This window comes from Oceanisphaera psychrotolerans (assembly GCF_001870485.1).
GTDB lineage: Bacteria > Pseudomonadota > Gammaproteobacteria > Enterobacterales > Aeromonadaceae > Oceanimonas > Oceanimonas psychrotolerans.
Genome location: NZ_MDKE01000004.1, coordinates 74,974 through 98,679, shown reverse-complemented (window position 1 = coordinate 98,679; position 23,706 = coordinate 74,974). Strand labels below are relative to the sequence as shown.

Sequence of the window (23,706 nt, the reverse complement as noted above, 5' to 3'; positions counted from 1 at the left end):
TTTTTTTGTTTCTCAACTACCTGCGAGTGCCCACACAGTTTGCTTGATATATTGTTAAAGAGCGTTGACCTTGTTTCAGGTCAGGGATGCGTATTCTACGCATTCCGTTTTGTTCGTCAAGCGTTGAAGCAAACTTTGTTTCGTTCGTTTCGAACCCTTGTGACCGTTGGCGTGTTGCCCCGTGTCAGTGGATGCGCATTATAGGGACCGCCCGATTTTGCGCAAGGGCTTTTTTGATAAAAACATCGACTCTCTTGCCATCCGAACAAAACTCAAGCAAAAAGGTGTTTTTTAATACATTTGCTCATCATGAACAGCTTCATATGAGCCAACCCTGGTCACCAGCAACTGATCTATCTTGTAACTGTCGATATCAACCACTTCAAATTTGTAGCCCGAATGCAGTACAAAATCGGTGCGTTTGGGGATTTTACGCAGCATGTACATCATGAAGCCGGCGATGGTTTCGTAGTTTTCATCATTGGGAAAGCTGTCGATATCCAGTACGCGCATCACGTCTTCCAGCGGCGTCGAGCCTTCTACCAGCCAGGAGTTGGCATCTCGACACACGATATTATCTTCCTGCGACTGCACCAGCTCACCCATGACAATGCTCATTACATCCTTCAGGGTGATGATACCCACCACCAGCGCATACTCGTTCATGATGATGGCAAAGTCTTCCCCCGCCGTTTTGAAGTGCTCCAGCACCTCATACATGGACAGGGTATCCGGGATGATCAGCGGATTACGGATAATGCCTTCCTTTTGCAAGGAAATCGGCTGCTGGTGCAACACCTGCATCAGAATGTCACGGGAGTCCACATAGCCGACCACCTTGTCCAGACTGTCTTCACACACCAGAAACTTGGCATGGGGGTGCTCGGCAATCTTGGCCTTGATGCTGTCCTGACTCTCGTTGAGGGTAAAGTAAATCAGGCTTTCCCGGGTGGTCATCGCCGAGGTGACGGTGCGAGATTCCATATCAAACACGTTTTCGATCAGATGATGTTCCTGTTCCTGCAAGACCCCGGCCTGGGCACCTGCATCCATCATGGCGATGATGTCTTCCGGCGTGATTTCATCCTTGCGCATGGTTGGCACCTTGAACAAGCGGAAAAACAAGTTGGCCAGTCCGTTGAAAAACCAGACCAGTGGCTTGAGCACCAGGATAAAAAAAGCCATCGGCCGGACGACAGAGATAGCGATCCTTTCCGGAGCTATCATCGCCAGTCGCTTGGGCATGAGATCGGCAAACAGAATAAACAGCGAGGTCACCACGAAAAATGACAGGAAGAACGCCGTTTTTTCAATCCAGACACCGTCAAAGAACGTCCTCAGCAATTCGGTGATAAAAGGTGTGAAGGCGGCTTCACCCAGAATGCCCCCCAGAATTGCCACGGCATTGAGACCTATCTGCACCACGGTAAAAAAGTTTCCCGGTTGCTCCTGCAGCATCAGCACTTTTTCGGCATTGGGATCACCATCGCTGGCGAGCAATCTCAGTTTCATCTTCCGTGATGCGGCCAGGGCGATTTCTGATACCGAAAAAAATGAACTGCCAGCAACCAGCAGAATGAGTATCAGCAGGTTCTCGAATAACGTCATAGTGATGTACACCGGTAAATAAGCAAGGGAAGTAAAGTCAGAAAAAACAGGCTCAGGATATCATGACCTATAAAATTTAACAGAAGCCGACTTCGACTTCGTATTTCGGATAGAATCAACATTGATTTAAAGAAAATGCTATAAATGAAAACATTATCGTCATTCAGGTTTCAATCCGGATAAGAGATCATAATGAGTCCATTTTTCGATTACGATCATTCGAATAATCACTTATGCGATTAACACCATGTTGACAAGACGATGGTTACTCGGCTGGATACTGACTTGCCTGCTGATACCCTGCTGGGCTCAGGGAGAAGACCAGAACTACTGGTCTTTTCAGGAATACCTGGATGCCTTCCCACAACAGCGCTCGCTGTCCGATGCATTTTCGGCACGGATACGGCAACCCGCCGAACCCTTGAACTCATCAACGGCCAGGCCGGTACAGATCGCGATGCTTATTCCGGACCAGCAAATATCGGATTACTGGTCACGCAACCGGAAAACCCTTGGCCTCCGTCTGCAGGAAATAGGCCTGCCCTTTACCCTGCAAAACTACTCATTCCAGCCAGCCAGTACCAACAGGAAACAGGAGCTGCAGCTGGCCGAGGCCCTGAGCAGTGATCCCGACTACCTGATACTGACGCTGAATACGCTGCGCCACCGGGTCCTGATAGACAAGATTCTGGCCCGTGGCCGACCCAAACTCATCCTGATGAATATCACTACCCCGCTGAAATACCGCGGAAATAAACAGCCGTTTTTCTATGTTGGCTTCGATCATGGAGAAGGCACCCGGCTGTTGACCGATGCCATCAACAAAATGACCAGAGAGCAGGCCAGCTACCTGATGCTGTACGGTACCCGGGGTTATGTCAGCCAGGCCAGAGGGGACGAATTTATCCGGCTCACCTCAAACCAGCCCGGTTTTACCCTGCGCCAGGCTTTTTATACTGATATGAGCCATGAAAAAGCCAGCCAGGCGGTGCTGCAGGCGCTGAAGGCCAAGCCGGATATCAACCTGATCTATGCCTGTACCACGGATATCGCCCTCGGGGCCATCGACGCTCTGAAAAAACTGAACAGGGAAGACAAGGTTATCCTCAACGGATGGGGAGGCGGCAGCGCCGAGCTGGATGCTCTGGCCCAGGGCAGCCTGGATTTGACCGTGATGCGCATGAACGATGATAACGGTGTCGCCATCGCGGAAGCCATCCGTCTCGATCAGGAAGGAAAAGCCGATCAGGTACCCCTGGTCTATAGTGGAGACTTCGCCGTCATAGACCAAAAGACCCCCACCGCAGAACTGGAGCGACTCAAAGCCCATGCTTTCCGTTATTCGAAATAACCCTCGCATCAGGCAACTGCTCAGTCTTATGCTGATGGTGTTGCTCCCTGCATTTCTTCTGCTGGCGGTGGCTTTGCTGATGCTGACCTATCACAGCACGGCAAAAATGGTCGATGACAATATTAACCACCAATTACAGGAGACCGGCAGCCTGTTGCAGGGCCGCCTGGACAGCTACCTGAGCGGCCTGGACAGCTTGCTGTCGACCACCGCCGAGCAGCCGGAGCTGGCCGCCATCATCGCCAGTGACGACCGGCACGCTGCCAGGATACAACTGCAGAACACGCTCAATCACAATCACGGTGAATACCTGGACCTGCTGATACTGACGCGACAGGGTCAGTACTGGACCAATATGAACTCTCCCCTCTACATATTGGAACACCGGCTGCAAACGCTGATTGCCGACACCCCCTTCTATAACAAATGGGCCGGTGTCGAGCTGACTCCCTTGCCCGCCCCCTTGACGGCCTTGATACAGCGTTATCCTGTCCTGTCACCGGATTCGGGGCAAATGATAGGCAGCCTGTTCGGAGGCCTGGTACTGAATGACAACCTGACCCTGTTAAGCTTGCTGGGACAGGACACCCAGAACATCAATCTGCAACTGGTCTTGCGCGGAAAGCCGGTAGGGCCAAGCCTCACCAACAGCGATGTTTCAGCCGATATGTTTACCCGGGCGCTGTCCAGCCAGCGCCCCCGAGGCCGGGTACAGGGGCATTATTTCAGTCTGCAGCCCCTGCTTATCAATGGTGAGCAGAGCGAATTACAGCTATTGCTGCTGACCGATGACACCCTGTTCCAGCAATTACGACAGACCTATGGCTACCACAGCCTGCAGGCCTTGATACTGGTCTTGATGATCACCCTCGCCCTGACCCTTTACACGCTGAAACGGCTCACTTCGCCATTGAACGGCCTCGGCCGGTCTGTCGGGCAGGCAGGTCATGGCCACCCCGGCTCTTCTCAGGCCGGGCACATCGAGGAGCTCAAGCTTCCGGGCCCCCGCCTGCAGCAGGCCGACACATCACGGCACCTTCACGGGAATATTCTCGAAAACATGATGGAAGCCGTCGTGATGTTCGATAGTGCCCATCGGCTGATCTATGCCAACCCTGCCTATACCCATATTACCGGCCATCGTCTGGATGAGGTTATCGGCATGACGCTATCCAGCGTGCTACGGATAACACTGGGAGACCAGGCCTGGCAACGTCCATGGCAAAGGGTCGGCGTCACCGGATACTGGCAGGGAGAAGTCGCCAGCCGGTTGAAAAACAGACGCCCCGGCCATCTTTGGTTGTCGATCTCCGCTCTTCAAGATCGCGATGGCGAGACCAGTCACTACATGGTGGTCTTCTCGGACATATCCACCCTCAAGGACTCTCGGGAGCAACCTCGGGATACAACAACCCCTGAGGCAGCAGGCAGACCCACACCGCTGCCAAGCCCGAAAACGGGAACCTGAGCACAGCGGAACCCATAAACAGAAAGCGGTTCCGGCCACGATAACCAGAACCGCCCGAACGGATTCACTCAACCCGACTGTGTGCGTGAAGCGCCTTGTATCAGACCGCCTGCTCCGAGCGCGGCAGCTTGACGGAGATAAGCGTTGCCAGCAGCAGGAATACCAGTGACACCCACAGGCAGGCCTGGATGCCGGCGCTGCCTTGTCCCGCCGACTGGAAGACCCAGCCCGACAGCACGGTGCCGAGCAGGCGGCCCATGGCATTGGACATGTAGTAGAAGCCCACATCCAGCGAGACGCCATCCCTGCCGGCATAGCTGACGATCAGGTAGCTGTGCAGTGATGAATTGACGGCAAACACGGCACCAAACAGCAACAGGCCGCCAATCAGCACAGTGGCGGGATCCAGCTCGATGGTCAGTGCCAGCGCAATCAACCCCGGTATCAGTGTCAGCATCAATGCCCAGAGTGTGGCGGCCCGGCCATCGGGCACCGTTCCCGACGCCTTGCCGGTAATGCGCGGTGCCAGTGCCTGCACCAGGCCGTAACCAATCACCCACAAGGCCAGAAAGCCGCCGGTCTGGCTGTGATTCCAACCCAGTGTCTGGGACAGAAACACCGGCAGCGCCACCACAAACCAGACATCCCGGGCGCCAAAGAGGAACATTCTCGCCGCCGAGAGAATATTGACCGCCCGGCTTTTGGACAGGATGTCGCGGAATCTGGGCTTGTTTTTCGCCTTGCCGAGATCCTGCTTGAGCAATACCAGACTCAGCAGCCACACCAGCGTCAGCGCCATCGCCATCACCGCGATAGCGCCAGCAAAACCCAACCACATGAGCAGTGCTCCCCCCAGGAAGAAGCCGACGCCCTTGAGCGCGTTCTTCGAGCCGGTGAGAAGGGCCACCCACTGGTAGAGTCTGCCCTGAGCCCCGGTGGGTACCAGCAGCTTGATCGAGCTTTTGGCACTCATCTTGTTGAGATCCTTGGCCATGCCCGACAGCGCCTGAGCCACCATCACCCAGGGCACGGTCAACCAGACCGCAGGCACCAGCAGCATGACAAGTGCCACCACCTGCAGGGCGAGGCCAATGTTCATGGTGCGATTAAGGCCCAGATGCGCGCCGAGCCAGCCCCCCACCAGATTGGTGATCACGCCGAAAATCTCGTAGAACAGAAACAGCAGTGCGATCTCCAGTGGTGAATAGCCCAGGCCATGAAAGTGCAGCACCACCAGCATGCGCAGGGCGCCGTCGGTGAGCGTGAAGGCCCAGTAGTTGCCGGTCACCACCAGATACTGGCGAATGGCGGGAGCAAGCCGGGTCAGCATTTATGAACGTCCCACCTTCAGTGCCAGCTCGGCGGTGCGGTTGGAATAGCCCCACTCGTTGTCGTACCAGGCGTAGATTTTCACCTGGGTGCCATTCACCACCAGAGTAGACAGGGCATCGATGATGCTGGAGCGCGGGTCTGTCTTGTAATCGATGGAAACCAGCGGGCGCTCTTCATAGCCCAGAATTCCGTTCAGCTCACCCTCGGCGGCAACTTTCAGCAGGGCATTCACCTCTTCCGCCGTGGTTTCGCGTTCCACTTCAAACACGCAGTCGGTAAGCGACGCATTGGCCAGCGGCACACGGATGGCGTGGCCGTTCAGCTTGCCCTTCAGCTCCGGAAAGATATGGGTAATCGCCGTGGCCGAGCCGGTGGTGGTCGGGATCAGGCTCATGCCACAGGCGCGGGCACGGCGCAGATCCTGGTGCGGCGCATCCAGAATGGTCTGGGTATTGGTGATATCGTGAATGGTGGTCATGGAGCCGTGCCGGATGCCCAGCTGCTCATGGATCACCTTCACCACCGGTGCCAGGCAGTTGGTGGTACAGGACGCCGCGGTCACGATGCGGTGTTGCGCGGGATCATAGAGGTGATCGTTGACCCCCATGACGACATTGAGCACACCCTCTTCCTTGACCGGCGCGGTTACCACCACTCGCTTGACGCCCTGATCAAGGTAGGCCTGCAGCACCGCCTTGCTCTTCATCTTGCCGGAGGCTTCAATCACCAGATCACAGCGCGACCAGTCGGTGTCGGCAATGGTCTTGTTGCTGCTGACGGCGATCCGCGAGGTGCCAATCAGCATGCTGTCGCCGTCTGTGGTGGCATCGTGTTGCCAGCGGCCATGCACCGAATCAAAATTCATCAGATGGGCCAGGGTGGCCGCATCACCGGCGGGGTCGTTGATGTGAATGATTTCGACATCACCCTGCTCAAAGAGTGCCCGCATGGTCAGGCGGCCCATGCGGCCGAAACCGTTAATGCCTACTTTAATGGTCATGGTGTTGCTCCGCTTAACTGTTGACTGAGTTCAGAATATAGGAACGTTGGGCCGGGTGGCTGAAGGCCTTGGGCCGCAGAGCCTGAATGGCCGAGATGGCGTCTTCCGCTGTGTAACCGGCGGCGAGCATCAGTTTGGCCGCCACCAGCCCGGTACGGCCAGAGCCGCCCTTGCAATGCAGGGCCAGGGTGTCACCGGATTGCAGGCGTTGCAGTAGCTCTGCGCCACAGGCATGCCAGGCAAGGTCAAAATCTGCGCCCGGCAGATCATCATCCGGTACCGGAAGATGAAACCAGTCCAGCCCGGCGGCCTGTACGGCCGAGGAAAAGCCCTGCAGGCCTTCATGGCTCAGCTCGGCTTCTGTCATCAGGGTGATGACGGCGGTGGCCCCGCTTGCTTTCAGCTGTGACAGTGATTCGCTCAATGCCACCCCCTGGGTGCCCGGGCAGGGCGTCAGCAACAGGGTGCCCTGCGCAACCGGCAGCGACCAGCACGGGTGAGATGAAACAGACATAACCAATCCTCTTAATGGGCAAACCAGCGATGGGTTCGATTGACGAAATAAACCAGAGACAACATGACGGGCACTTCCACCAATACCCCGACCACGGTGGCCAGTGCCGCCCCCGAGTGCAGCCCGAACAGGGAGATCGCCACCGCCACCGCCAGCTCGAAGAAGTTGGAGGTGCCAATCATGCAGGCCGGGGCCGCCACATTGTGTGGCAGGCGCAACCACCAGGCCGCGGCATAGGCGATGATGAAGATACCGTAGGTCTGGATGAGCAGAGGAATGGCGATCAGACCAATGGTCTGGGGTTGTTCGAGGATGGTTTCAGCCTGAAACCCGAACAGCAGCACTATGGTGGCCAGCAGGCCTAATATCGACCAGGGCTTGAGAGTATGTAAAAAGGTGTTGAGACGAACACCACTCCCGTTGCGCTCCAGCCGGTGGCGAGTCCATACTCCGGCCACCAGCGGCAATACCACATACAGCACGACGGACAGCAGCAGTGTTTGCCAGGGTACCTGGATATCGCTGACACCCAGCAGGAAGGCGGCGATCGGCGCAAAGGCGAAGATCATGATAATATCGTTGACCGATACCTGCACCAGGGTGTAATTGGGATCCCCTCGGGTCAGCTGACTCCAGACAAACACCATGGCGGTGCAAGGGGCCACCCCCAGCAGGATCATGCCGGCGATATATTCACCGGCACTGTGCGGATCGACCCAGTCGGCAAAGAGCACCCGAAAAAACAGCCAGCCCAGCGCCGCCATGGTGAACGGTTTGATCAGCCAGTTGATGATCAGCGTCAGCACCAGTCCCTTCGGCTTCTTGCCACATCCTTGATGGCACTGAAGTCTATCTGCACCATCATCGGGTAGATCATCACCCAGATGAACAGCGCCACCACCAGATTAACGTGAGCGAGCTCCAGCCGTGCGATGGCACCAAATAGCTCAGGAACCAGATTGCCCAACCCCACGCCGGAGAGAATGCACAGTGCGACCCAGAGGGTGAGATAGCGCTCGAATATACCCATATGAATCGTTACCCCTTAGATGGAACGCTGGTTGACACGGGCGGAGAGCTTCTCGGCATTTTCGACCCGCTCGGAGTAGCGGTTGGTGAGGTAATCGCTGCTGCCCCGGGTCAGCAGGGTAAATTTCATCAGCTCCTCCATCACATCGACAATGCGGTTGTAATAGGCGGAGGGCTTCATGCGGTCATTGTCGTCAAATTCCATAAAGGCCTTGGCCACGGAAGACTGATTGGGGATGGTGATCATCCGCATCCAACGCCCGAGAATGCGCATCTGGTTGACCGCATTGAAACTCTGGGAGCCGCCACTGACCTGCATCACGGCCAGAGTCTTGCCCTGGGTCGGGCGCACGGCCCCGATGCTGAGCGGGACCCAGTCGAGCTGCGCCTTCATCACCGATGTCATGGCGCCATGGCGTTCCGGCGAACACCACACCATGCCCTCGCTCCACTGCACCAGCTCCCGTAACTCCTGCACCTTGGGGTGGCTGTCATCGGCATCGTCCGGCAAGGGCAGACCGCTGGGGTCAAAGGTGCGGGTCTCCGCGCCAAAGGCACGCAGCAGGCGGCTCGCCTCTTCGGTGACCAGGCGGCTGAAGGAGCGTTGACGCAAGGATCCATATAACAGCAGAATTCTTGGCGCATGGTCGGGCCCTGGCGCCATAAGGGCGTCATGATCCAGCGCCGAAAACCGTTCGGCATCCAGATTGGGCAGATCGTTTATGTCATATGCCATTGAGGCTCTCCTCACTACAGATGTTGCCTTCCGAAGACGGGCGGGACTTCATTCCGCCAAGGCGCGTACGGGGGTATTCCAGCAATTGTGGATTGTGTTCCAGGGTGTCTTTCAGAATGTTCCGCATCCAGTCGTTCATTAGGGGGTGAATGCGATAGAACACCCACTGGCCCTGCCGCCTGTCCAGCAGCAAGCCCGCCTTGCGCAACTGGCTCAGGTGCCGTGAGATCTTGGGCTGAGGCAATTCCAGTGCTGCCATCAGTTCACACACGCACAGCTCTCCTTCCTGCTCGATCAGCAGCATGCTCAGGAGGCGGGTTTCATCCGCCAGCGACTTGAAAAAGTCCAGCGGCTCAATGGTCTTGACCTCGGATTTCACCGCCTTGCTGTTAACCAGCACAAACAGCCGTATCCGCTCACTGATTTCCTGCAGTGTGAGTGCAAACGCCTTGGGGTCGCTGCTGGCCTTGGGGTCGGGGAAGTCCCATGCCATCACAACGCCGCTGCCGGGCCAGTGCCGGCATTCCCGATGGGCCTTGTCGCACAGGCTGATCACGAAGTCGAAATGCTGATCTTCAAGACGCTCGATCGACTTGGATGCCAGCCCTGTGATGTCCAGCCCGAAGTCCTGCAGTACCTGCAGGGTGCGCGAATCCACCTCGGAAGGGGCAGTGCCGGCACTGAACACTTCGAAATCGTCGCCACCAAAGTGACGCAGCAGGGCTTCCGCCATCTGCGAGCGGGCGGAATTGGCCGTACAGACAAACAGGACTCGTTTCATGGCATACCCAGCTATTCCCGATGTAGTTGGCTAGATATTACATCTGAAAAATAAGATATTCAATTTAATGCATATATAATTTTACGTATATGTCGTCATGGCCAGCGAGTACGACAAGCCTGGTTTCGTAACCGAATGGAAAATAGTCGTCTGCGGGGGATGAAGGAGGATCAGAGGGTGGGCATTACCGGCTGTTTTCAATGATGAGACCTTATTGTGTGGGATGACACTTTACTTTCATCCCACACAGTTGTGGGAGAGTAATAAAGTATCATACTGTAAATCCCTACAGCTCCCAGTATGCAACCCCCTAAACTACTCCCTGCCAAAATAAAGTATCATACTCATCAGTCGATTATATCCTCGGAACATCGGCTTATGAATAATAAAGATTCATACTGCATCTGGTACTCTATAAGTAATTCTAAGCTCAATGGCGAAGGTATTCGTTATCGCCGCCGCAATGGAGTGTAACGCTGCTTTGGTTGGCTGAAGAAATTAAGAAGAATGTAAAAACACTATGAAAAGTTACAATGTACGCCATAGCCTTTATAAAGCTCGGTTTATTTGCCCACTACTAGTGACAAATACCATCAAGCCCAGGGTGAGAGCATGAGTGTCTGCTTTTTTAATCACCCCCGTTTTTATCGCTCAATATTTCGGGAGCCCCCTATCAAAGTGGACAAATTACGAACAATCACAGTGTCCTGTATTTTGAAAAGTGTGATCTATGTTCGTTCATGATCTCGCCCTGCCCCCAAGCCGCACTTGTGCATAAATAAAATACTTTACAAGTACACCCTAGGCTCTGTGCCGTAGGCAAAGATTTCGCTTTTATATCGCTTATCCCACATAAATAACTACTCTTATATGCGCCGTCGTTTATTAATCTAGCGGCAGTTCCTGTCGGAAAGAGGCCTGCAACCATTCAGCTTTCGGCTGACCTTGACCGACCTAAACTACCACCGGTTTAATCGCCACTGAGCAGCAGCAAGTTCAAACTCAACTCTTACGCTTCATTAGTTCCGGGTTTGGATGGTTGACACCACAGACATACCCACGCGTAGTTTATCCGCCTCAGGCTGACCAGAATCCACGCGAATGCGTAAGGGGAAACGTTGCACAATTTTGGTAAAGTTGCCAGTTGCATTGTGTGGCGCAATGGCAGAGTAGCTGACCCCACTAGCAGGGCCTAAGCTTTCTACTGTCCCTTTCAGGGCGACGCCGGGCAAGGCATCTACTTTGATGTCCACCGTTTGCCCTGTTTGGATATGAGCCAATTGCGTTTCGCGATAGTTCGCTTGGATATAGACGGCATCAAGTGGAACAATTGCCAGCAGTGGGGTACCGGTATTGACGAAGGCTCCGACACGAACCGATTTCTGTCCCACGGTACCGTCAACTGGGGCCGTGATGCGCGTGTAGGACAATTTTAATTCCGCTGCGGCTTGAGCGGCCTGGGCTTGGGCTAGCGCTGCTTTGGCCTTTTCCAGTTCAGCTTGCAGAATAGCCACCTGCTGCTGGGCCGCTTTTAGTCCCGCCTTGTTCTTCTCTTGGCTCGCCCGACGGATATTCAACTGTGATTGGGCCTGTTGCATGGCTTGGACAGTACCTGAACCATCAGCGGCCAGGTTGCGATAGCGTTCGTGGTTAGCTCTCGCCAATACTAACTCGGCCTCATCCATGGCAACGACTGCCTGCGCTTGGTGTATCGCGTTTTGCTGCTGTGCCAGACGAGCTTCCAGACTGGCGACACTGGCGTTGGCACTGGCAACTTGTGCTTTAGCGGCATCCACGGCGACGACGAAATCCCGGTCGTCAATGGTCGCGAGCAAGTTCCCTTCCTTCACCTGCTGGTTCTCCTCCACGAATACCTGGCCGACCTTCCCAGCAACCTGTGGGACAACAAAAGTGAAGTCTGCCTGTACATAAGCATCTTTTGTGGACTGACTTGATGTGCTTGATTCTGGCCGATTGAGATAAAGCACACAGCCTATCGCGACTGCCAATAGCAGTACTGCACTGGTGATTTTGGCTTTCTTTGGCAATGCATGATGAAATGATCCTTATGAAGATGATGATAAAGGAGTACTGGCCTGCAGGTCAGGCGCAGGGATGTAGGTCAGCCGCAGCACGAAAGGAATCAAGAGCAGTGCCAGAATCCCCAAGGCGCGATAGGCATCCGCCACCGACAGCACCAATGCTTGTTGGCTGATAATGCCCACCAACTGAGACGGCTCAGGCACCGATGGGAGAGAGGACCCAGCTAGCGCGGCATGATCCAGCAACATTTCCCCGTGAAAGCGTCCGCGAACCGCCAGGGACTGCCCGACCACGGCACCGCCTATCAATGAGCCCAGAGCGCGCAGCGTATTGATGGTTCCCGACACATAAGGGCCTTCACTAGGGTGCACCACACTGGTGGCAAGGAACAGCATTGATACCACCGCCATGGGCTGGCCGAGTGCTTGCAGCATCTGTACCATCACGAACTGATCCCGATTCCAATCTGGGGTAAGCCGACTGCCCGAGAAACACGCTAGCGCAATCAAAAGCAGGCCAAGGCTGAAAACGAAGCGAGCATCGACCCATTTCTGGTAAAGCAAGACCGCTACTACTGAGCCAAAGATCAGTTGCGGCAAGGCGATAATCAAACCAATGGGAGCTATCTGCTGGGGGCGGTAATCCTGTAATGGCCCGAGGTAGTGCATTGGCAACATCACCCCGGAGCTCATAACCACCAGCAGAAAGATAAACAGTGTAAAGCTCAGTCCCAGGTTGCGCCGCCCCAGCAATTGCAACTTGATGAACGGCGAAGGGTGGTACCATTCAGTAAGTAGATAGACACCCAGCAAAGTGAAACCAGCCACCAATGACACGACAATCAGGGGGGAGTTGAGCCAATCAAGCCGCACTCCCTGATCCAGAACGACCGCAATAAGACCCAACGCAGGCGCACCTAGTGCCAGGCCAACCCAGTTGGCTTGCCGGAAACGCCCGGTCTGAATGGTATCCTTCGGCAGTCCCCAGGCAATCAGCCCACCTGCGATAAGGGCCAAGGGTATGATCTGCCAATACACCCAGCGCCAGTCGAGCAGCCCGTCAGTCCAATGCCCAGCCAACCAGATCGACACATTGGGTGCGAAGGTAGCCGTCAGTGCATACAACGCCAGACCATGTAGCCGTATATGGAGCGGGAGGAATTTCAATGCCGCCATCATCAACAAGGGAATCATGGTTCCGCTGGCGACACCTTGCACGAAGCGTAGGGCGAGCAATAGGTCGAGACGCTGAATAAAGGGCATCACCGCGGCCAATAATGCGCAGGTGCCAATCATCCACAGCTCAAAGCGCCGCATGGACAGCGTAATGGCAAACCAGGCAGCAAAGGGCATGGCGATCAATTCCCCTGCGCTATACACCGTTGTGAGCCATGACGCATCGTCCAGGCCGAAGCCCAGCACACCGCGCACATCCGCCAACGCCAGCGCACCGACACGGTTGTTCAAGCCCGACATCATGGCGGCGATAAGAATCCCCACCAGCCCAGCGATCGCACGCTTTGAAGGCTTTGCTGCTACAGGGGACGGACTTGGGGTCGATGGCAATGCTGTGGTAGTCATTGAGCAACCTTCAAAGGTGAAACTACCGATGACACGGCCACCGCCGGCTGACTATCGACGGAAGCTTGCAGTGCAGTGTCAAATGCATCTGGGCTCCATCCGCCTCCCAACGATTTGTAGAGGTTGACCAAAACAAGCGTTGCATTGGTCGCACTGGTATTCAACCGGCTTTCACTGGCAAGCACATTGCGTTGGGCCGATAAGACCCTCAGATAGTCAGCCGCACCTTCCTGATACCTTCGCTCGGCAGCATGCAGTGCCTGTTTGCTCTCCTCGTACGAAACGAATAGGTTCCCGTGGATATTGTGCTGTGAGGCCCACGCATCCAAGGCGTTGTCCACTTCATGCCAGGCCTTCAACACCGTTTGACGATATGAGAGAGCAGCTGTTTTTTGCCGTGCTTCATTCAGAGCCAATCTTTGTTTCAAGCGCCCTCCCTGAAAAATAGGGAGGTAGACGGTTGGGCCAACGGAGAAAAAACGCGAGTCCCAACTGTCGAGTTCGTCAGCCTCGAAGGCCTCTACGCCCACTCTCCCTCTCAAACCGACCCGGGGATAGAAATCTGCCTTGGCGACACCAATAGCTGCTGTTGCCGCATGAAGCTGGGCTTCGGCCCGCTGGATATCCGGCCTCCTGTGTGCCAATTCAGAAGGAACACCCACTGGCACACGGGTTGGCAACGAAGGTAAAGGCATGGTCTCAAGCAACTGTGTATCAAGTGCGCGCGGCTCCTCACCCAGCAATAGGGCGAGCGCATTCATCAACGTATTTCGGCGTTGGATCAGCTCGGGAATCATGGCTTTGATCGTCGCCACCTGCGCACGGGAGGAAGACACCTCGAAGCGAGTGGCGACACCGTTTCCTTCGCGACTTTCCGTCAGTTCCAGGGTGCGTTCGGCCACTGACTGGTTTTGTCGTGTGATGTCCAGTTGTGCCTGCGTTCCACGCAATTGAAGATAGACCCTGGCCACTTCGGCAGATAATGCGACTTGTGCCGCCTCGCGATCGTACACCGTGGCTTCGAACGCAGCTGCTGCGCCCTCACGAGCACGCCGCGCACGACCCCACAGATCGATTTCCCAACTGGCATCGAATCCCAGTTGCCAGAAATCGTTTGCATTCGTTGGCGCACCAAGCGCGGCGAATCGACCGTGTTCACTGAGAGCGTTGCGAGAATAACTGGCGCTTGCTCCAACACTGGGATGTAACTGTGAAGAAGCGATGCCCAGTTGTGCCCGGCTTTGTTCAATACGTTCCGATGCTATTTTCAGGCCCAGGTTGTCGACCTGTGCACGATCCTGCAGGTCGGTCAGTATTGGATCATTGAACAATGTCCACCATTGAACGGGAACGTTCACTGCTAACAGTTCGTGAAGGGACGCGTTGTCCGTTCCGGACGACAGTCGAGCATTGGCAAGCCTGTCGTCGGGCTTGACGAAATCGGGGCCTACCGCGCAACCGGCCAGTAGAAGCATGCTTAGCGCCGCGCTGGCTCTAAACAGTCGTGGTGAAAATAACGGTTGTGACGTCATATGAGCCTACAAAAAATCAAACCGAACCGCTCGGTTCGAGTTAAAATAAAAAGACAAGACTGTGACAAGATTTATTCGCTATTAGCGTGGCCATCTCGCGCTCCTCAAACGATGGAACACCTTGAATCGTACCGAGCGGTTTGGTACGATGTCAAGCCTCAATCAATACATCAACGCCTGGAAGCTGATCAGATGCGACAAGCCAATCCACCTGAGAGTGTTTCATCCCCGAATGAAGCCAAACTGAGCGGCAAGGCACTTACTGTCCTGCTGGCTGCAAGGAATGTCTTCTTGGCCCATGGCTTCAGCGCCGCAACAACTGATATGATTCAACGAGAGGCAGGTGTCTCTAAATCCACGGTCTACGCGCATTTTGCCAATAAGGAAACGCTCTTTGCCGCAGTAATTGAAGCGGAATGCACCGCGCATACACAAAGATTGAAGGAGATAGAGTTCCATTCAACACTCTTGGGTGAAGCCTTGACCACTTTGGCGAAAACCTACCTGGATATTGTGCTTTCCCCTTCGGGATTGGCATTGTTTCGTGCCGTGGTGTCAGAGGGACTACGTTTTCCTAAACTAGCACAAACTTTCTACCAGGCCGGGCCACAGGTCATAACGGCCATGGTGTCCGAGCAACTGGCAAGTGCAGCGGCTTCTGGTGAGGTTGATCTTAGAGAAATAGGTCCAGATACAGCCGCCAGCCTTTTTATCAACTTGGTTCGTAGTGAACCTCAACTACGGTGTTTTACTCATCCAGAAGCGACAGCATCGGCAGTACAGATTGACCATTGGGTAAATACTACCGTTACGACATTCATGCGTGCCTACGGGTGTGGGGAGAAAGATAAAGCGATCAAAGGGGAATCCCAGTTGTGACACAAGAAATGCCTTGTGTTCCCAAGGAGAAAATTCACTCCAACCCTTTGAATCAACTTACACCTTGGCACCCACCTCCAACCCGTTGCTTGCCGGTGACACCTTGCTGAAGCTGACCGAGTGCTGCGGCGTTCCGGCAAGTGACATTATTATCCGGTAGTACTCAACCTCAAAAACACTCTTTCAGCCCACTTATTAATGTCCTCAGCAATAAGTGCTCCTGGCTTATCAGACTTCTGGTGTGGAATCCAGGTGTGGTTTTCCGTACCGACCAGATTATCCAAATGCTGCTTCGGCCAGGATAAAGATGCCTTAAGCAACTGCTTTTCTATCTCAAACAAGTGAGGCTCTATGTCGCCAATGGCTTTGGCCAAGATCACTTTAGTCGACAAGGCCTTGCTTGCATCCGAGGTATCGACTTCCAGCAGATAGTACCCTGTGAGGCCAGCTGTAACATGGGATATCGACATACATCTCGGATTTTGATCAGTTTCCAGTATATGCTTTTTGCATTTTCCTATACTCGGCAGCTTTCTGAGCTGGTAGGTGATGACCTGAAAGCCATATCTATCCTCAAGCAAACCGAGCATTTTTAAGTAACTCTTGAATTTATTCAGATACAGGTAAGCATCATCAGTTTGATCATCAAGATTGTTCCACTCGGCGCTTGTCAGATGTCCGTATGGCCCTTGCTCTTCGGTACTGACGTCCTTGTAAGCCTCGCCCAGCTCGCCATCATCCTGGCGGCCTTTCCCCGTGGTTTTTCTCTTTTTGCTGATCTTCGACGTCTCCACCGCACGATTGAACTCGAGCTCCGTCGTGTTTTCCCTGATCATGACCGGCTTGTTTTCCCGGCTTCCTTCCGCCGCATCATCCACGTTATACCCAGGCGGCCGCTCAGCAGCAGAGCCTGCTACCACTCCTTTCCCGGTGACTTGAGTGAAAAACTTGGGACTATAAAACTCGATATGCTCTGGTAAGTTGGCGGGAATATTTATTATGCTGGTGACCTCATAAACCAAGAGTGTTTGGCTTTCCGGATCAAAATTGCCTTTCAACTTCAGGCTGGCTCCTTCCAATGCTGGAGGCTCGAACTGAAAGGTCCATATTCTGTATTGCCCTTTATCTTCTCCCTCACGCAACTGAATATTTCCAATGCTGTCATATGAATGTCTGGCACCTGCATCCATCAGCAACCAGGCAAGTACCCGGCGATAGCCATAATCGTTAAACAGCTCTGCCGGACAATTGCAGGTATCCAGTACGTTGATGATGGCCTTTTCCCACACGTTGTCGTACTCAACTGTGAACTCATTATTCAATACGTCGTGAATTACCGAAGAACGGGCCAGATAGCCATTATGAAAAAAGAGCGCCCTCGCCAGTTCGAACTGGGGAAGATAGATCCTGGTACCGTCCGGATGGTGGAACACGAAGCAATGTTGCTTGGTTTCCTGATGCAACCGCCGTTCAATGGCTGGGCAGTTACCAAGTTCATCATCTCGCCATTCACGAGTTGAGGTTATTATAAAGGTTATCTCGTAATTCTTGCGGTAATAGTCTTTGGTTGGATTGATTATTTTCTTGCGTATCAAAATTGGTGCATTGGAAAGAGAAATCGCATCCTTTCCATGCTCCTTGCTGGGGTAGATGCTTAAGTTGATCCCCCACCTGACTCCGTCCATTCTGCAGAAAAAATCGCCAATCCCGTTGAGCCAGGTATCGTCCTTGAACCCTTTCAGGTAGGTGCTGCTGTTCAAATTTCGAGTACCTCCTCAATAAATCGACGGGCCAGGTTGGTAAGCCGCTGCTCGCTCAAGCCAGCTCCCCTCAGCACCTGCCAACGTTTCAGTGGCTCGTCATCCCGTGTTATGTGTATGACGGTGCGGGTGATTCTTCTTATTTGATATTCAAATATACTTTCACAGTACCGAGCAAAAAACAAACTACACAAAGGTAGCACATCCAGGTGTTTTTCAACGCTTGCCTTGTGCTCTAATTGATTTAAATACCAGTTCATCGATCGCCTGGGAGCTTTCAGTTGCACCTCGCTCTGCTCTCGAAGATCTATCAGCCTCCTGACCGCTCGCCTGTCCCGCTGAGCCCAACTAACCTTGGGCTGATGCTCATATTCCGGCTTTCTGTGAGCTTCGTTGATCTTCATTAACCAGTCTCTGTCACGGCGGTAGAGCCAGGCATAAATACTCCCGTATCCATGCCTGCGGGCACGCTTGGTGCCATGCTGTGCGACTACAGCCAGCCATTTGTTTCGGTATTCGTTCAGCTGAGCCTTATCCGTCCCCTTCAACGCCTCGTTAAAAGCCTTTGCAGCCGGATTAAACCCAACAACGATTCGCAAGACATCAGCCAGCTTCCAGCCTGACTCCAATAAGGCATGGAGTACAACCAAATGCTCGAGATAGCTGAACGCCTTGCGGTGCTTTCGGAACATATTGCGCAGCCAGCAGGGTTCACCGCCATTAGGCAACAGTCCGTACTGGCCAAGCCACATTTCTCCCCAGAACTCGACGATCCTGTTAACAACCAAATCGTGGCGTACTTGAGTGCCTCTGTTTAGATGGTTATCAGCCGCCAGGTTTCGATACCACAGGCTCCACTGGCAAAGTTCAGGTACAGACCCACTCTTAAGCTTCAGCAATTCTCTTACGCTGTTGAGTATCAAGTCACTTTGCCAGCTTCCGGGCTGCTGTACGACCGATGGGCAAGCACTCTCACTGGCGGCCTGGAAAAGATGTCTGTGCATATCGTGACGACGAATATCAGATTCGACCAGTAATCCGTGTACCGAACAACTCTCAGCCCCGGCTACCTGCCAGTCTCTCCGCCAGTAACACTCCCCATACAGGTTGATCTGTTCTTTTATGCAACCAGGGCAATATCTGAGAAATGCAGGTTGCTTGATCCGGGAAGCTGCAACTCCAGCCGTGAGATGAACCGTACTTTTTCTGTTTGCTATGAGCTCACGGGTCAGGCACCTGCGCCGTTCTTCATCGATAAATGGAGCATAAAGGGGGAAGAGGGTATGTTCATAAAGCAGGTCGCCCGGCGTGATTCCAACAACTTCGGGATAGAGATCTGCTATGCATTTCAGATGACCGGGTAAATCAGGAGTCGCGATAATCTTGGTATCGCCAAATACCTCCTGCAGCAATTTTTTCGGCGACACTATGCCGCTGTGTATCCCGTACCTCGCGATGGTGCTGTACAAAAGCTCGTCGCAATAAGGCAGAGGGAAACCCAGCATGTCACCCTACTTTCTTCAACCAACTCGGCACATCGAACAGCTCCTTGCCGTACATCAAGTCGTCGTAAAGTCGCCCCTTTTCAGTCTGGGAGAATTTGAACCTCAAATCTTCGGAAGGCAGCGTGTGCCAGTTGGAAGGTTTCATCTTCTCGATTTGGGCCTTCTTGGGCTTGGGTGGTTCGGAGTACCACTCCAGTATGAGCTTGCTCAATTCCGGCAAGGAAAGGTTTGGATGCTGTTTGAAGGCATTTTCGATCAGGGGTTGCAGCAGCTCCGATTCACAGCCCATCGCCTGCAGCATGTTATACAACCGCAGTGCCTTATCGTTACCGTTGAAGGCCGGGTCGATTTCCTTTTCGGCCTGCCGTTCGTCGATCCGCTTTCTCAGCTCAAGAAGGCGTTTGTCCATCGCCGGCAACTGCAGGTCAGAATATTTGACGATAAGCTCAGGATCTCCCCTGCGCAGGGCATCCAGCATGGGGTGCACCGGCTTCAGTTCCTGCTCATACACGGTACGCAGCAGTTTAACGGTTATTCGCTCCAGACCGGTCGATATGGCCCGCATCTGTGCCAGGACAAACAGCTTAACCACGATATCGAGCACGCCCTGTGACAGTTCGAACCAGCAATCACGAATTTCTTCGCTCAGTACCTCGTCACGGTGAGTCAGCCACTGGTATTGCCAGAGCTTGTCGGTAAAAGCCTGCCATTCGGTTTTTCTTGGCTTGCCGGTCTTGGGATCGACCCTGCCCGGCTCTCGCTGTACCGGCTCCCAGAACAACGAGCCGAATCCGGCGCTACGCCTGCCGGCCTGCAGTTCCATTTCAAATATGGATCTGGCCTTGGGCGTGCCGACCATAATCACGGGAACACCGATCACGTTTACCAGAGCAACAAAAAACTCCAGCATGGCTTCCTTGCTGATCGAACGCTTCAGCGTCAGTCGCTGTATTTCGTCGATAACCAAAACACCAAGCGCCCGCTGTGTTGCCACCTGCCCCATCAGCGATAGGAGCACTTCGGTGCTGTGGCGCTTGCGTGCATACTTCTCCTCGTAGCCGGTACTGAGTGTACGATCAACCTCGCGGAAAAAGTTCAGGCACAGACTCTTCAGCGAACCGTCAGAGGGACACTCGATTCTCAGATAGGTCAGCTGAACAAAATTGTATTCTTGGTGGTAAATGGCCTGCGGGTAGGTTGCCAGGATCCGGTTGATGGTCGAACTCTTACCGCTGCCGGAACAACCGATCAGCGACAGACTTTTGGCGGTAGAATTTGATTGAGCGAAGCGGAAGTCGTTTGTAGCACCGGACATGATGCGCTGGTAGCCTTCCTGCATCCTCTTATTCAACGAACCGTCCGCTATGTTGCGGCCCACATAGCCTCCGCGGATCATCACCGATATTTTCTCTTCCAGCTGCTTATGGATCGACAAAGGCTGGAAGAAGTCGTCAAGCAGTGCACTGATCTGGTGGGCACGAAGATGCCCTTTTTCATAGCAATCCTGTGGGTTGAATGTGAGCTTGCCGGTCAGCTTAACCTTGAGCGCTTGCAGATCCATGATGGGTGGAAGGGCCTCGATTAACGGATTACCACGATAACGATCGAGACCCGGGTCGATGTAAACGGCATCAACAAAGTTTTCTGGCAAAGGCATCAGTCGTCCTCAAACAATTCGTCGATGTAATCCGGATAGTCCAGATCCGGCTCGGATTCGGAAATATGAATAACCTTTCCTGAAGGCTGGCTTTTATCCGTGTCAGGACGATACGCCTTCTCGGATCGCTCCCTTTCCTTTTCCTTGCGTTTGTTTTCGTTTATGTCTCTGATCCGCTGAGCATTGGAGATGCCGGATGTATCAGGTGCCGACTTTTCAGCATGCGCGATTTTGTCGATGACAAATTCCTCGTGCTGTCGCTTTTTAGAACCCGAAAGCACTTTGGCCTTGGCCATCGTTTTCTTCTGTTCGTCTCTGATCTGCCAGACATCCCAGAACGAAGCGCCCCGAAATTCCCGGGATATATCAGCCAGGTTGCAAGTCCAGTACTTGATGCTGTCCTTTTCCGGGAAAAGGTAGATTTGATCGGCAACCATAGGATCGTAGGCAGCTGCAATACTCGCCGGCCGTTTAACACCCCGGCCCCGGTGTAACCAGCCCTGCTGCAACAGCTCCGATGAAGTGTAATAGATGCCGAACATACAGGCCCCTTTATCGGATATGGTAGCCCTTTGTCGCGGTAACAGGGCTACACGCAGGGCATCCGGATCAGCCTGATGCAAACGTCCGGTTCTGTGCTGCAAGCCCCAGTTCCACAGGTGAATGGGAGTGGAGGGCAAATCCGCAGGCATGTCAGCATCCCGGTCGTACTTCTCCAGGAGGGCATATTGGTTGTGGTAGAGCACGGACGACAAGATGATCTGAGCGAAATCCCTTACTGTCAGCTTGGCATCCAGCCGGTAATCCTTTCCGCCTCGCTTTTTTACCTTGGTGCCGGATACAAAACCGGGCACGAAAGGACCGAAGGACGCCTGTATCGCCTTGAAATTGCGCTCCACTATACCTTTGGCATCGCCCCGATAAGGCGGCGTATTTTCTATTCTGACCGTAAAATTGCTTTCCAGGCTTTCTATCTGATGCCCCAGCAGTTCACCTCTGTCTGCCAGTATGGCATCCGGAAGACCCACACACGGCCAGTCCTCGAGAGTGATATCGAACTCCAGATTCCTGCAATGGCCCGTTTTATCCGTCACTGCCATATACAGGGCTTGCATGGCCGCTACATAGGAAGGGGTCTCGAACCCTATGTAGAAGCCGGCCACCATGCGGCTGAATACGTCAATCACCATGTAGACCACGGGCCGGCCAACGATGTTTCCCCGTTCGCTGTCGGAAACCACATAGATATCGGCAATGGTAGCGTCGATTTCGTAGCGGGAGCCGGGACCAAGCACCTGGGTATTCGCCGTACTGTGCAAAGGCCTGATGTCCTTGTTGTATTCAATATTCGACACGCGCTTGCTAAGCGTTTCCGTCTGGCAATATTCGCGTTTGTAGAAGTGCATCATCTGCCAATTGCTGGGCAGCTCCTCTTCCGGAACATCCGGAAAATAGTTGCGATACAAAGTCTGAAAGCGGCGATAAGCATAGGGAAAAGAGTGCCCCTTATCCTTCAGCAGGTATCTGTCTATGGCCATACGGAACAGGCGTTCAGTAAACTCGTCTACTTTGGCTCCGACTCCCGGCATGTCCCTGCGAGGACGCCCCAGTTTCTTGTCTTTGGCAATCCGTCGTTGACCCTTGCCCCCTGAGTGCTTGTAGTCAGGCAACAGAGCATTCGGCATCTGCCCCCGCTGCCAGTATCGCCGGGCTAGCCGGTACAGCGTCTGCTTGGTAGAACCCTTTTCGGCAAGAATGCTGTTTATCACTTTGCCCCGGCTTTTCGGCTCAAAGAAATCGGGCAGCTCAAGCAGAGGTTTGATCAGAGCATAGTTATTATTCCGTTTGGTTCTGGCGATACTGCCCTCCTGCGGGGATTCAAAGGCAAGTTCCTTGCAAGGGTCTTCCGTACGCTGCAAATTCTCCAGCTCTATGGCTTCTACCAGCTCACCGACCGACGTGATCTCAGGAAAGGCCGAGTCATCGTCTATGTCGATCCAGACCAGATGCTCGCCGAGCAGTTGAAGCACACGGTAACGGCGTTCACCGATCTGTAGCACCTCATTGATTCGAAACAAGATACACCTCCCGGATAAACCCCAGATCTCCGGCTTTCAAGTCCTTCGCTTTAAGCTTGGTGGTAGGAATAAAAATATCGAAGGTAAAATAGCGCTTGGCCAACAACCGCCTCACCTCGTAAAGCGATTCGCCAAGTGGCAAGCTGTAGGCTGCATCCAGTTCCTTACAGATAGCGAGTACTGTCTTGTTCGGGTTCCTTTCGAAGTGATGGGCGTAGAACTCGATCTGCTGCAACGTCAGCTCTTCATCCTCTTCTTCCTCCCGCTGTGCCTGATAGAACCACTTGATGTTTTGAGTCACCACGGCTGGCACATCTGCTTCCGTGACCAGATACCAGGGCAGGGCCTTCTCCTTCCAATATCGGCGCTCCAGTTCCAGCTTTTCCACCGTTCGAACATCGTTAAGCGCCTCTCGGTATTTCGCCTGCAGCACAAACCTGGACTCTTTTTCATCGGCCGAGTCCACCAAAAAGTCCGACGACATATACTGATCGACCCCCGCAATACACGGGTGCTTTATTCCGGCCTCAGTGGCCAGCTGACGGGTAACATCTCTTTCAAGGGGAAACTGCTCGCGGACTTGGGTAATGTCGCTGTGCCACTCCAGAAGCAGAAAGACGGAAAGTTCGAGATCGGATAACAGGTGGTGGGTACGCCTGGATTTGTGGCCGAAGACGCGATGGACCCGCCCCAGGGAAGGCAAATCCCTAACCGTCAGCCAGGGTTTGTAGTCAGCATGCTGGCCGCTGCCTCGACCTTCTTTCATCCACCTTGCAAACAAGGCTTCAGTAAATCTCTTATTGTGTGACGCCATGAAAAAACCGCCGGACTCTGCTCATTAAACGAGCATAGA

The 23,706-nt window shown here is 53.8% G+C and carries 17 protein-coding genes and 1 pseudogene; 3 read left to right on the top strand and 15 right to left on the bottom strand.

Annotated features, from left to right (window positions below; genetic code table 11):
- Nucleotides 1-291 precede the first annotated feature (291 nt).
- The gene (paeA, locus tag BFR47_RS01845) at nucleotides 292-1,608 is read right to left on the bottom strand and encodes a polyamine export protein PaeA (protein ID WP_071471480.1); all 1,317 of its coding nucleotides are present in this window, start codon (nucleotides 1,606-1,608) and stop codon (nucleotides 292-294) included.
- 247 nt (nucleotides 1,609-1,855) lie between these two features.
- Between paeA and BFR47_RS01840 the strand changes: the two genes are divergently transcribed.
- Both BFR47_RS01840 and BFR47_RS01835 read left to right on the top strand, forming a co-directional pair.
- A complete protein-coding gene (locus BFR47_RS01840) occupies nucleotides 1,856-2,959 on the top strand; it encodes a substrate-binding domain-containing protein (RefSeq protein WP_083398968.1) in 1,104 nt (367 codons plus the stop codon).
- Nucleotides 2,937-4,427, top strand: a complete 1,491-nt coding sequence (locus tag BFR47_RS01835; RefSeq protein ID WP_083398967.1) for a LuxQ periplasmic sensor domain-containing protein — start codon at nucleotides 2,937-2,939, stop codon at nucleotides 4,425-4,427. The genes BFR47_RS01840 and BFR47_RS01835 overlap by 23 nt, the downstream gene beginning before the upstream one ends.
- 100 nt (nucleotides 4,428-4,527) lie before the next feature.
- Here the strand turns inward: BFR47_RS01835 and arsJ are convergent, their stop codons facing one another.
- From arsJ to BFR47_RS01790, 9 genes and pseudogenes are all read right to left on the bottom strand, one after another.
- Nucleotides 4,528-5,757: an organoarsenical effux MFS transporter ArsJ gene (gene arsJ, locus BFR47_RS01830; protein ID WP_071471478.1), complete on the bottom strand. Its 1,230-nt coding sequence runs from the start codon at nucleotides 5,755-5,757 to the stop codon at nucleotides 4,528-4,530.
- On the bottom strand, nucleotides 5,758-6,759 hold the full coding sequence (locus tag BFR47_RS01825) for an ArsJ-associated glyceraldehyde-3-phosphate dehydrogenase (RefSeq protein WP_071471477.1): 1,002 nt from the start codon (nucleotides 6,757-6,759) through the stop codon (nucleotides 5,758-5,760).
- Nucleotides 6,760-6,772: 13 nt separating this feature from the next.
- Nucleotides 6,773-7,273: a phosphatase domain-containing protein gene (locus tag BFR47_RS01820; protein WP_071471476.1), complete on the bottom strand. Its 501-nt coding sequence runs from the start codon at nucleotides 7,271-7,273 to the stop codon at nucleotides 6,773-6,775.
- An 11-nt stretch (nucleotides 7,274-7,284) separates the two neighbouring features.
- Nucleotides 7,285-8,303 (bottom strand): annotated as a pseudogene (gene arsB, locus BFR47_RS01815) (ACR3 family arsenite efflux transporter).
- Nucleotides 8,304-8,318: 15 nt separating this feature from the next.
- Nucleotides 8,319-9,038 (bottom strand): arsenical resistance protein ArsH, encoded by a 720-nt coding sequence (gene arsH / locus BFR47_RS01810; protein ID WP_083398966.1) that lies wholly within the window; start codon nucleotides 9,036-9,038, stop codon nucleotides 8,319-8,321.
- Complete coding sequence (locus BFR47_RS18945; protein WP_071471475.1) at nucleotides 9,028-9,819, bottom strand: metalloregulator ArsR/SmtB family transcription factor; 792 nt, start codon at nucleotides 9,817-9,819, stop codon at nucleotides 9,028-9,030. The genes arsH and BFR47_RS18945 overlap by 11 nt, the downstream gene beginning before the upstream one ends.
- Before the next feature lie 1,019 nt (nucleotides 9,820-10,838).
- Nucleotides 10,839-11,867, bottom strand: coding sequence for an HlyD family secretion protein (locus tag BFR47_RS01800; protein ID WP_071471474.1), 1,029 nt, complete (start codon nucleotides 11,865-11,867; stop codon nucleotides 10,839-10,841).
- A gap of 18 nt (nucleotides 11,868-11,885) precedes the next feature.
- Entirely contained in the window at nucleotides 11,886-13,442 is a 1,557-nt protein-coding gene (locus BFR47_RS01795; protein WP_071471473.1) for an MFS transporter, read from the bottom strand.
- Nucleotides 13,439-14,917: an efflux transporter outer membrane subunit gene (locus BFR47_RS01790; protein WP_245748758.1), complete on the bottom strand. Its 1,479-nt coding sequence runs from the start codon at nucleotides 14,915-14,917 to the stop codon at nucleotides 13,439-13,441. Before BFR47_RS01790 ends, BFR47_RS01795 begins: the two co-directional genes overlap by 4 nt.
- A 57-nt stretch (nucleotides 14,918-14,974) precedes the next feature.
- Between BFR47_RS01790 and BFR47_RS01785 the strand changes: the two genes are divergently transcribed.
- On the top strand, nucleotides 14,975-15,853 hold the full coding sequence (locus tag BFR47_RS01785) for a TetR/AcrR family transcriptional regulator (protein ID WP_245748757.1): 879 nt from the start codon (nucleotides 14,975-14,977) through the stop codon (nucleotides 15,851-15,853).
- Between the two features lie 149 nt (nucleotides 15,854-16,002).
- On the opposite strand, the gene BFR47_RS01780 is transcribed toward BFR47_RS01785, so the two are convergent.
- Genes BFR47_RS01780 through BFR47_RS01760 form a run of 5 tightly spaced genes read right to left on the bottom strand, consistent with a single transcriptional unit; the run spans nucleotide 16,003 to nucleotide 23,667 of the window.
- Complete coding sequence (locus tag BFR47_RS01780; protein WP_083398965.1) at nucleotides 16,003-17,613, bottom strand: Tn7-like element transposition protein TnsE; 1,611 nt, start codon at nucleotides 17,611-17,613, stop codon at nucleotides 16,003-16,005.
- Nucleotides 17,610-19,118, bottom strand: coding sequence for a TnsD family Tn7-like transposition protein (locus BFR47_RS01775; RefSeq protein ID WP_071471470.1), 1,509 nt, complete (start codon nucleotides 19,116-19,118; stop codon nucleotides 17,610-17,612). Before BFR47_RS01775 ends, BFR47_RS01780 begins: the two co-directional genes overlap by 4 nt.
- 1 nt (nucleotide 19,119) lies before the next feature.
- A complete protein-coding gene (locus BFR47_RS01770) occupies nucleotides 19,120-20,775 on the bottom strand; it encodes an AAA family ATPase (RefSeq protein WP_071471469.1) in 1,656 nt (551 codons plus the stop codon).
- A complete protein-coding gene (locus tag BFR47_RS01765; protein ID WP_071471468.1) occupies nucleotides 20,775-22,853 on the bottom strand; it encodes a DDE-type integrase/transposase/recombinase in 2,079 nt (692 codons plus the stop codon). Before BFR47_RS01765 ends, BFR47_RS01770 begins: the two co-directional genes overlap by 1 nt.
- On the bottom strand, nucleotides 22,837-23,667 hold the full coding sequence (locus BFR47_RS01760; protein ID WP_071471467.1) for a heteromeric transposase endonuclease subunit TnsA: 831 nt from the start codon (nucleotides 23,665-23,667) through the stop codon (nucleotides 22,837-22,839). The genes BFR47_RS01765 and BFR47_RS01760 overlap by 17 nt, the downstream gene beginning before the upstream one ends.
- Nucleotides 23,668-23,706: the final 39 nt, after the last annotated feature.

Bases quoted from the DNA above. Each gene is read 5' to 3' on its own strand.
- BFR47_RS18945 (WP_071471475.1), bottom strand. From the start codon at position 9,819: ATGAAACGAGTCCTGTTTGTCTGTACGGCCAATTCCGCCCGCTCGCAG.
- BFR47_RS01775 (WP_071471470.1), bottom strand. From the start codon at position 19,118: ATGCTGGGTTTCCCTCTGCCTTATTGCGACGAGCTTTTGTACAGCACC.
- paeA (WP_071471480.1), bottom strand. From the start codon at position 1,608: ATGACGTTATTCGAGAACCTGCTGATACTCATTCTGCTGGTTGCTGGC.
- BFR47_RS01835 (WP_083398967.1), top strand. From the start codon at position 2,937: ATGCTTTCCGTTATTCGAAATAACCCTCGCATCAGGCAACTGCTCAGT.
- BFR47_RS01820 (WP_071471476.1), bottom strand. From the start codon at position 7,273: ATGTCTGTTTCATCTCACCCGTGCTGGTCGCTGCCGGTTGCGCAGGGC.
- arsJ (WP_071471478.1), bottom strand. From the start codon at position 5,757: ATGCTGACCCGGCTTGCTCCCGCCATTCGCCAGTATCTGGTGGTGACC.
- arsH (WP_083398966.1), bottom strand. From the start codon at position 9,038: ATGGCATATGACATAAACGATCTGCCCAATCTGGATGCCGAACGGTTT.
- BFR47_RS01840 (WP_083398968.1), top strand. From the start codon at position 1,856: ATGTTGACAAGACGATGGTTACTCGGCTGGATACTGACTTGCCTGCTG.
- BFR47_RS01785 (WP_245748757.1), top strand. From the start codon at position 14,975: ATGAGCCTACAAAAAATCAAACCGAACCGCTCGGTTCGAGTTAAAATA.
- BFR47_RS01825 (WP_071471477.1), bottom strand. From the start codon at position 6,759: ATGACCATTAAAGTAGGCATTAACGGTTTCGGCCGCATGGGCCGCCTG.
- BFR47_RS01770 (WP_071471469.1), bottom strand. From the start codon at position 20,775: ATGCCTTTGCCAGAAAACTTTGTTGATGCCGTTTACATCGACCCGGGT.
- BFR47_RS01760 (WP_071471467.1), bottom strand. From the start codon at position 23,667: ATGGCGTCACACAATAAGAGATTTACTGAAGCCTTGTTTGCAAGGTGG.
- BFR47_RS01795 (WP_071471473.1), bottom strand. From the start codon at position 13,442: ATGACTACCACAGCATTGCCATCGACCCCAAGTCCGTCCCCTGTAGCA.
- BFR47_RS01790 (WP_245748758.1), bottom strand. From the start codon at position 14,917: ATGCTTCTACTGGCCGGTTGCGCGGTAGGCCCCGATTTCGTCAAGCCC.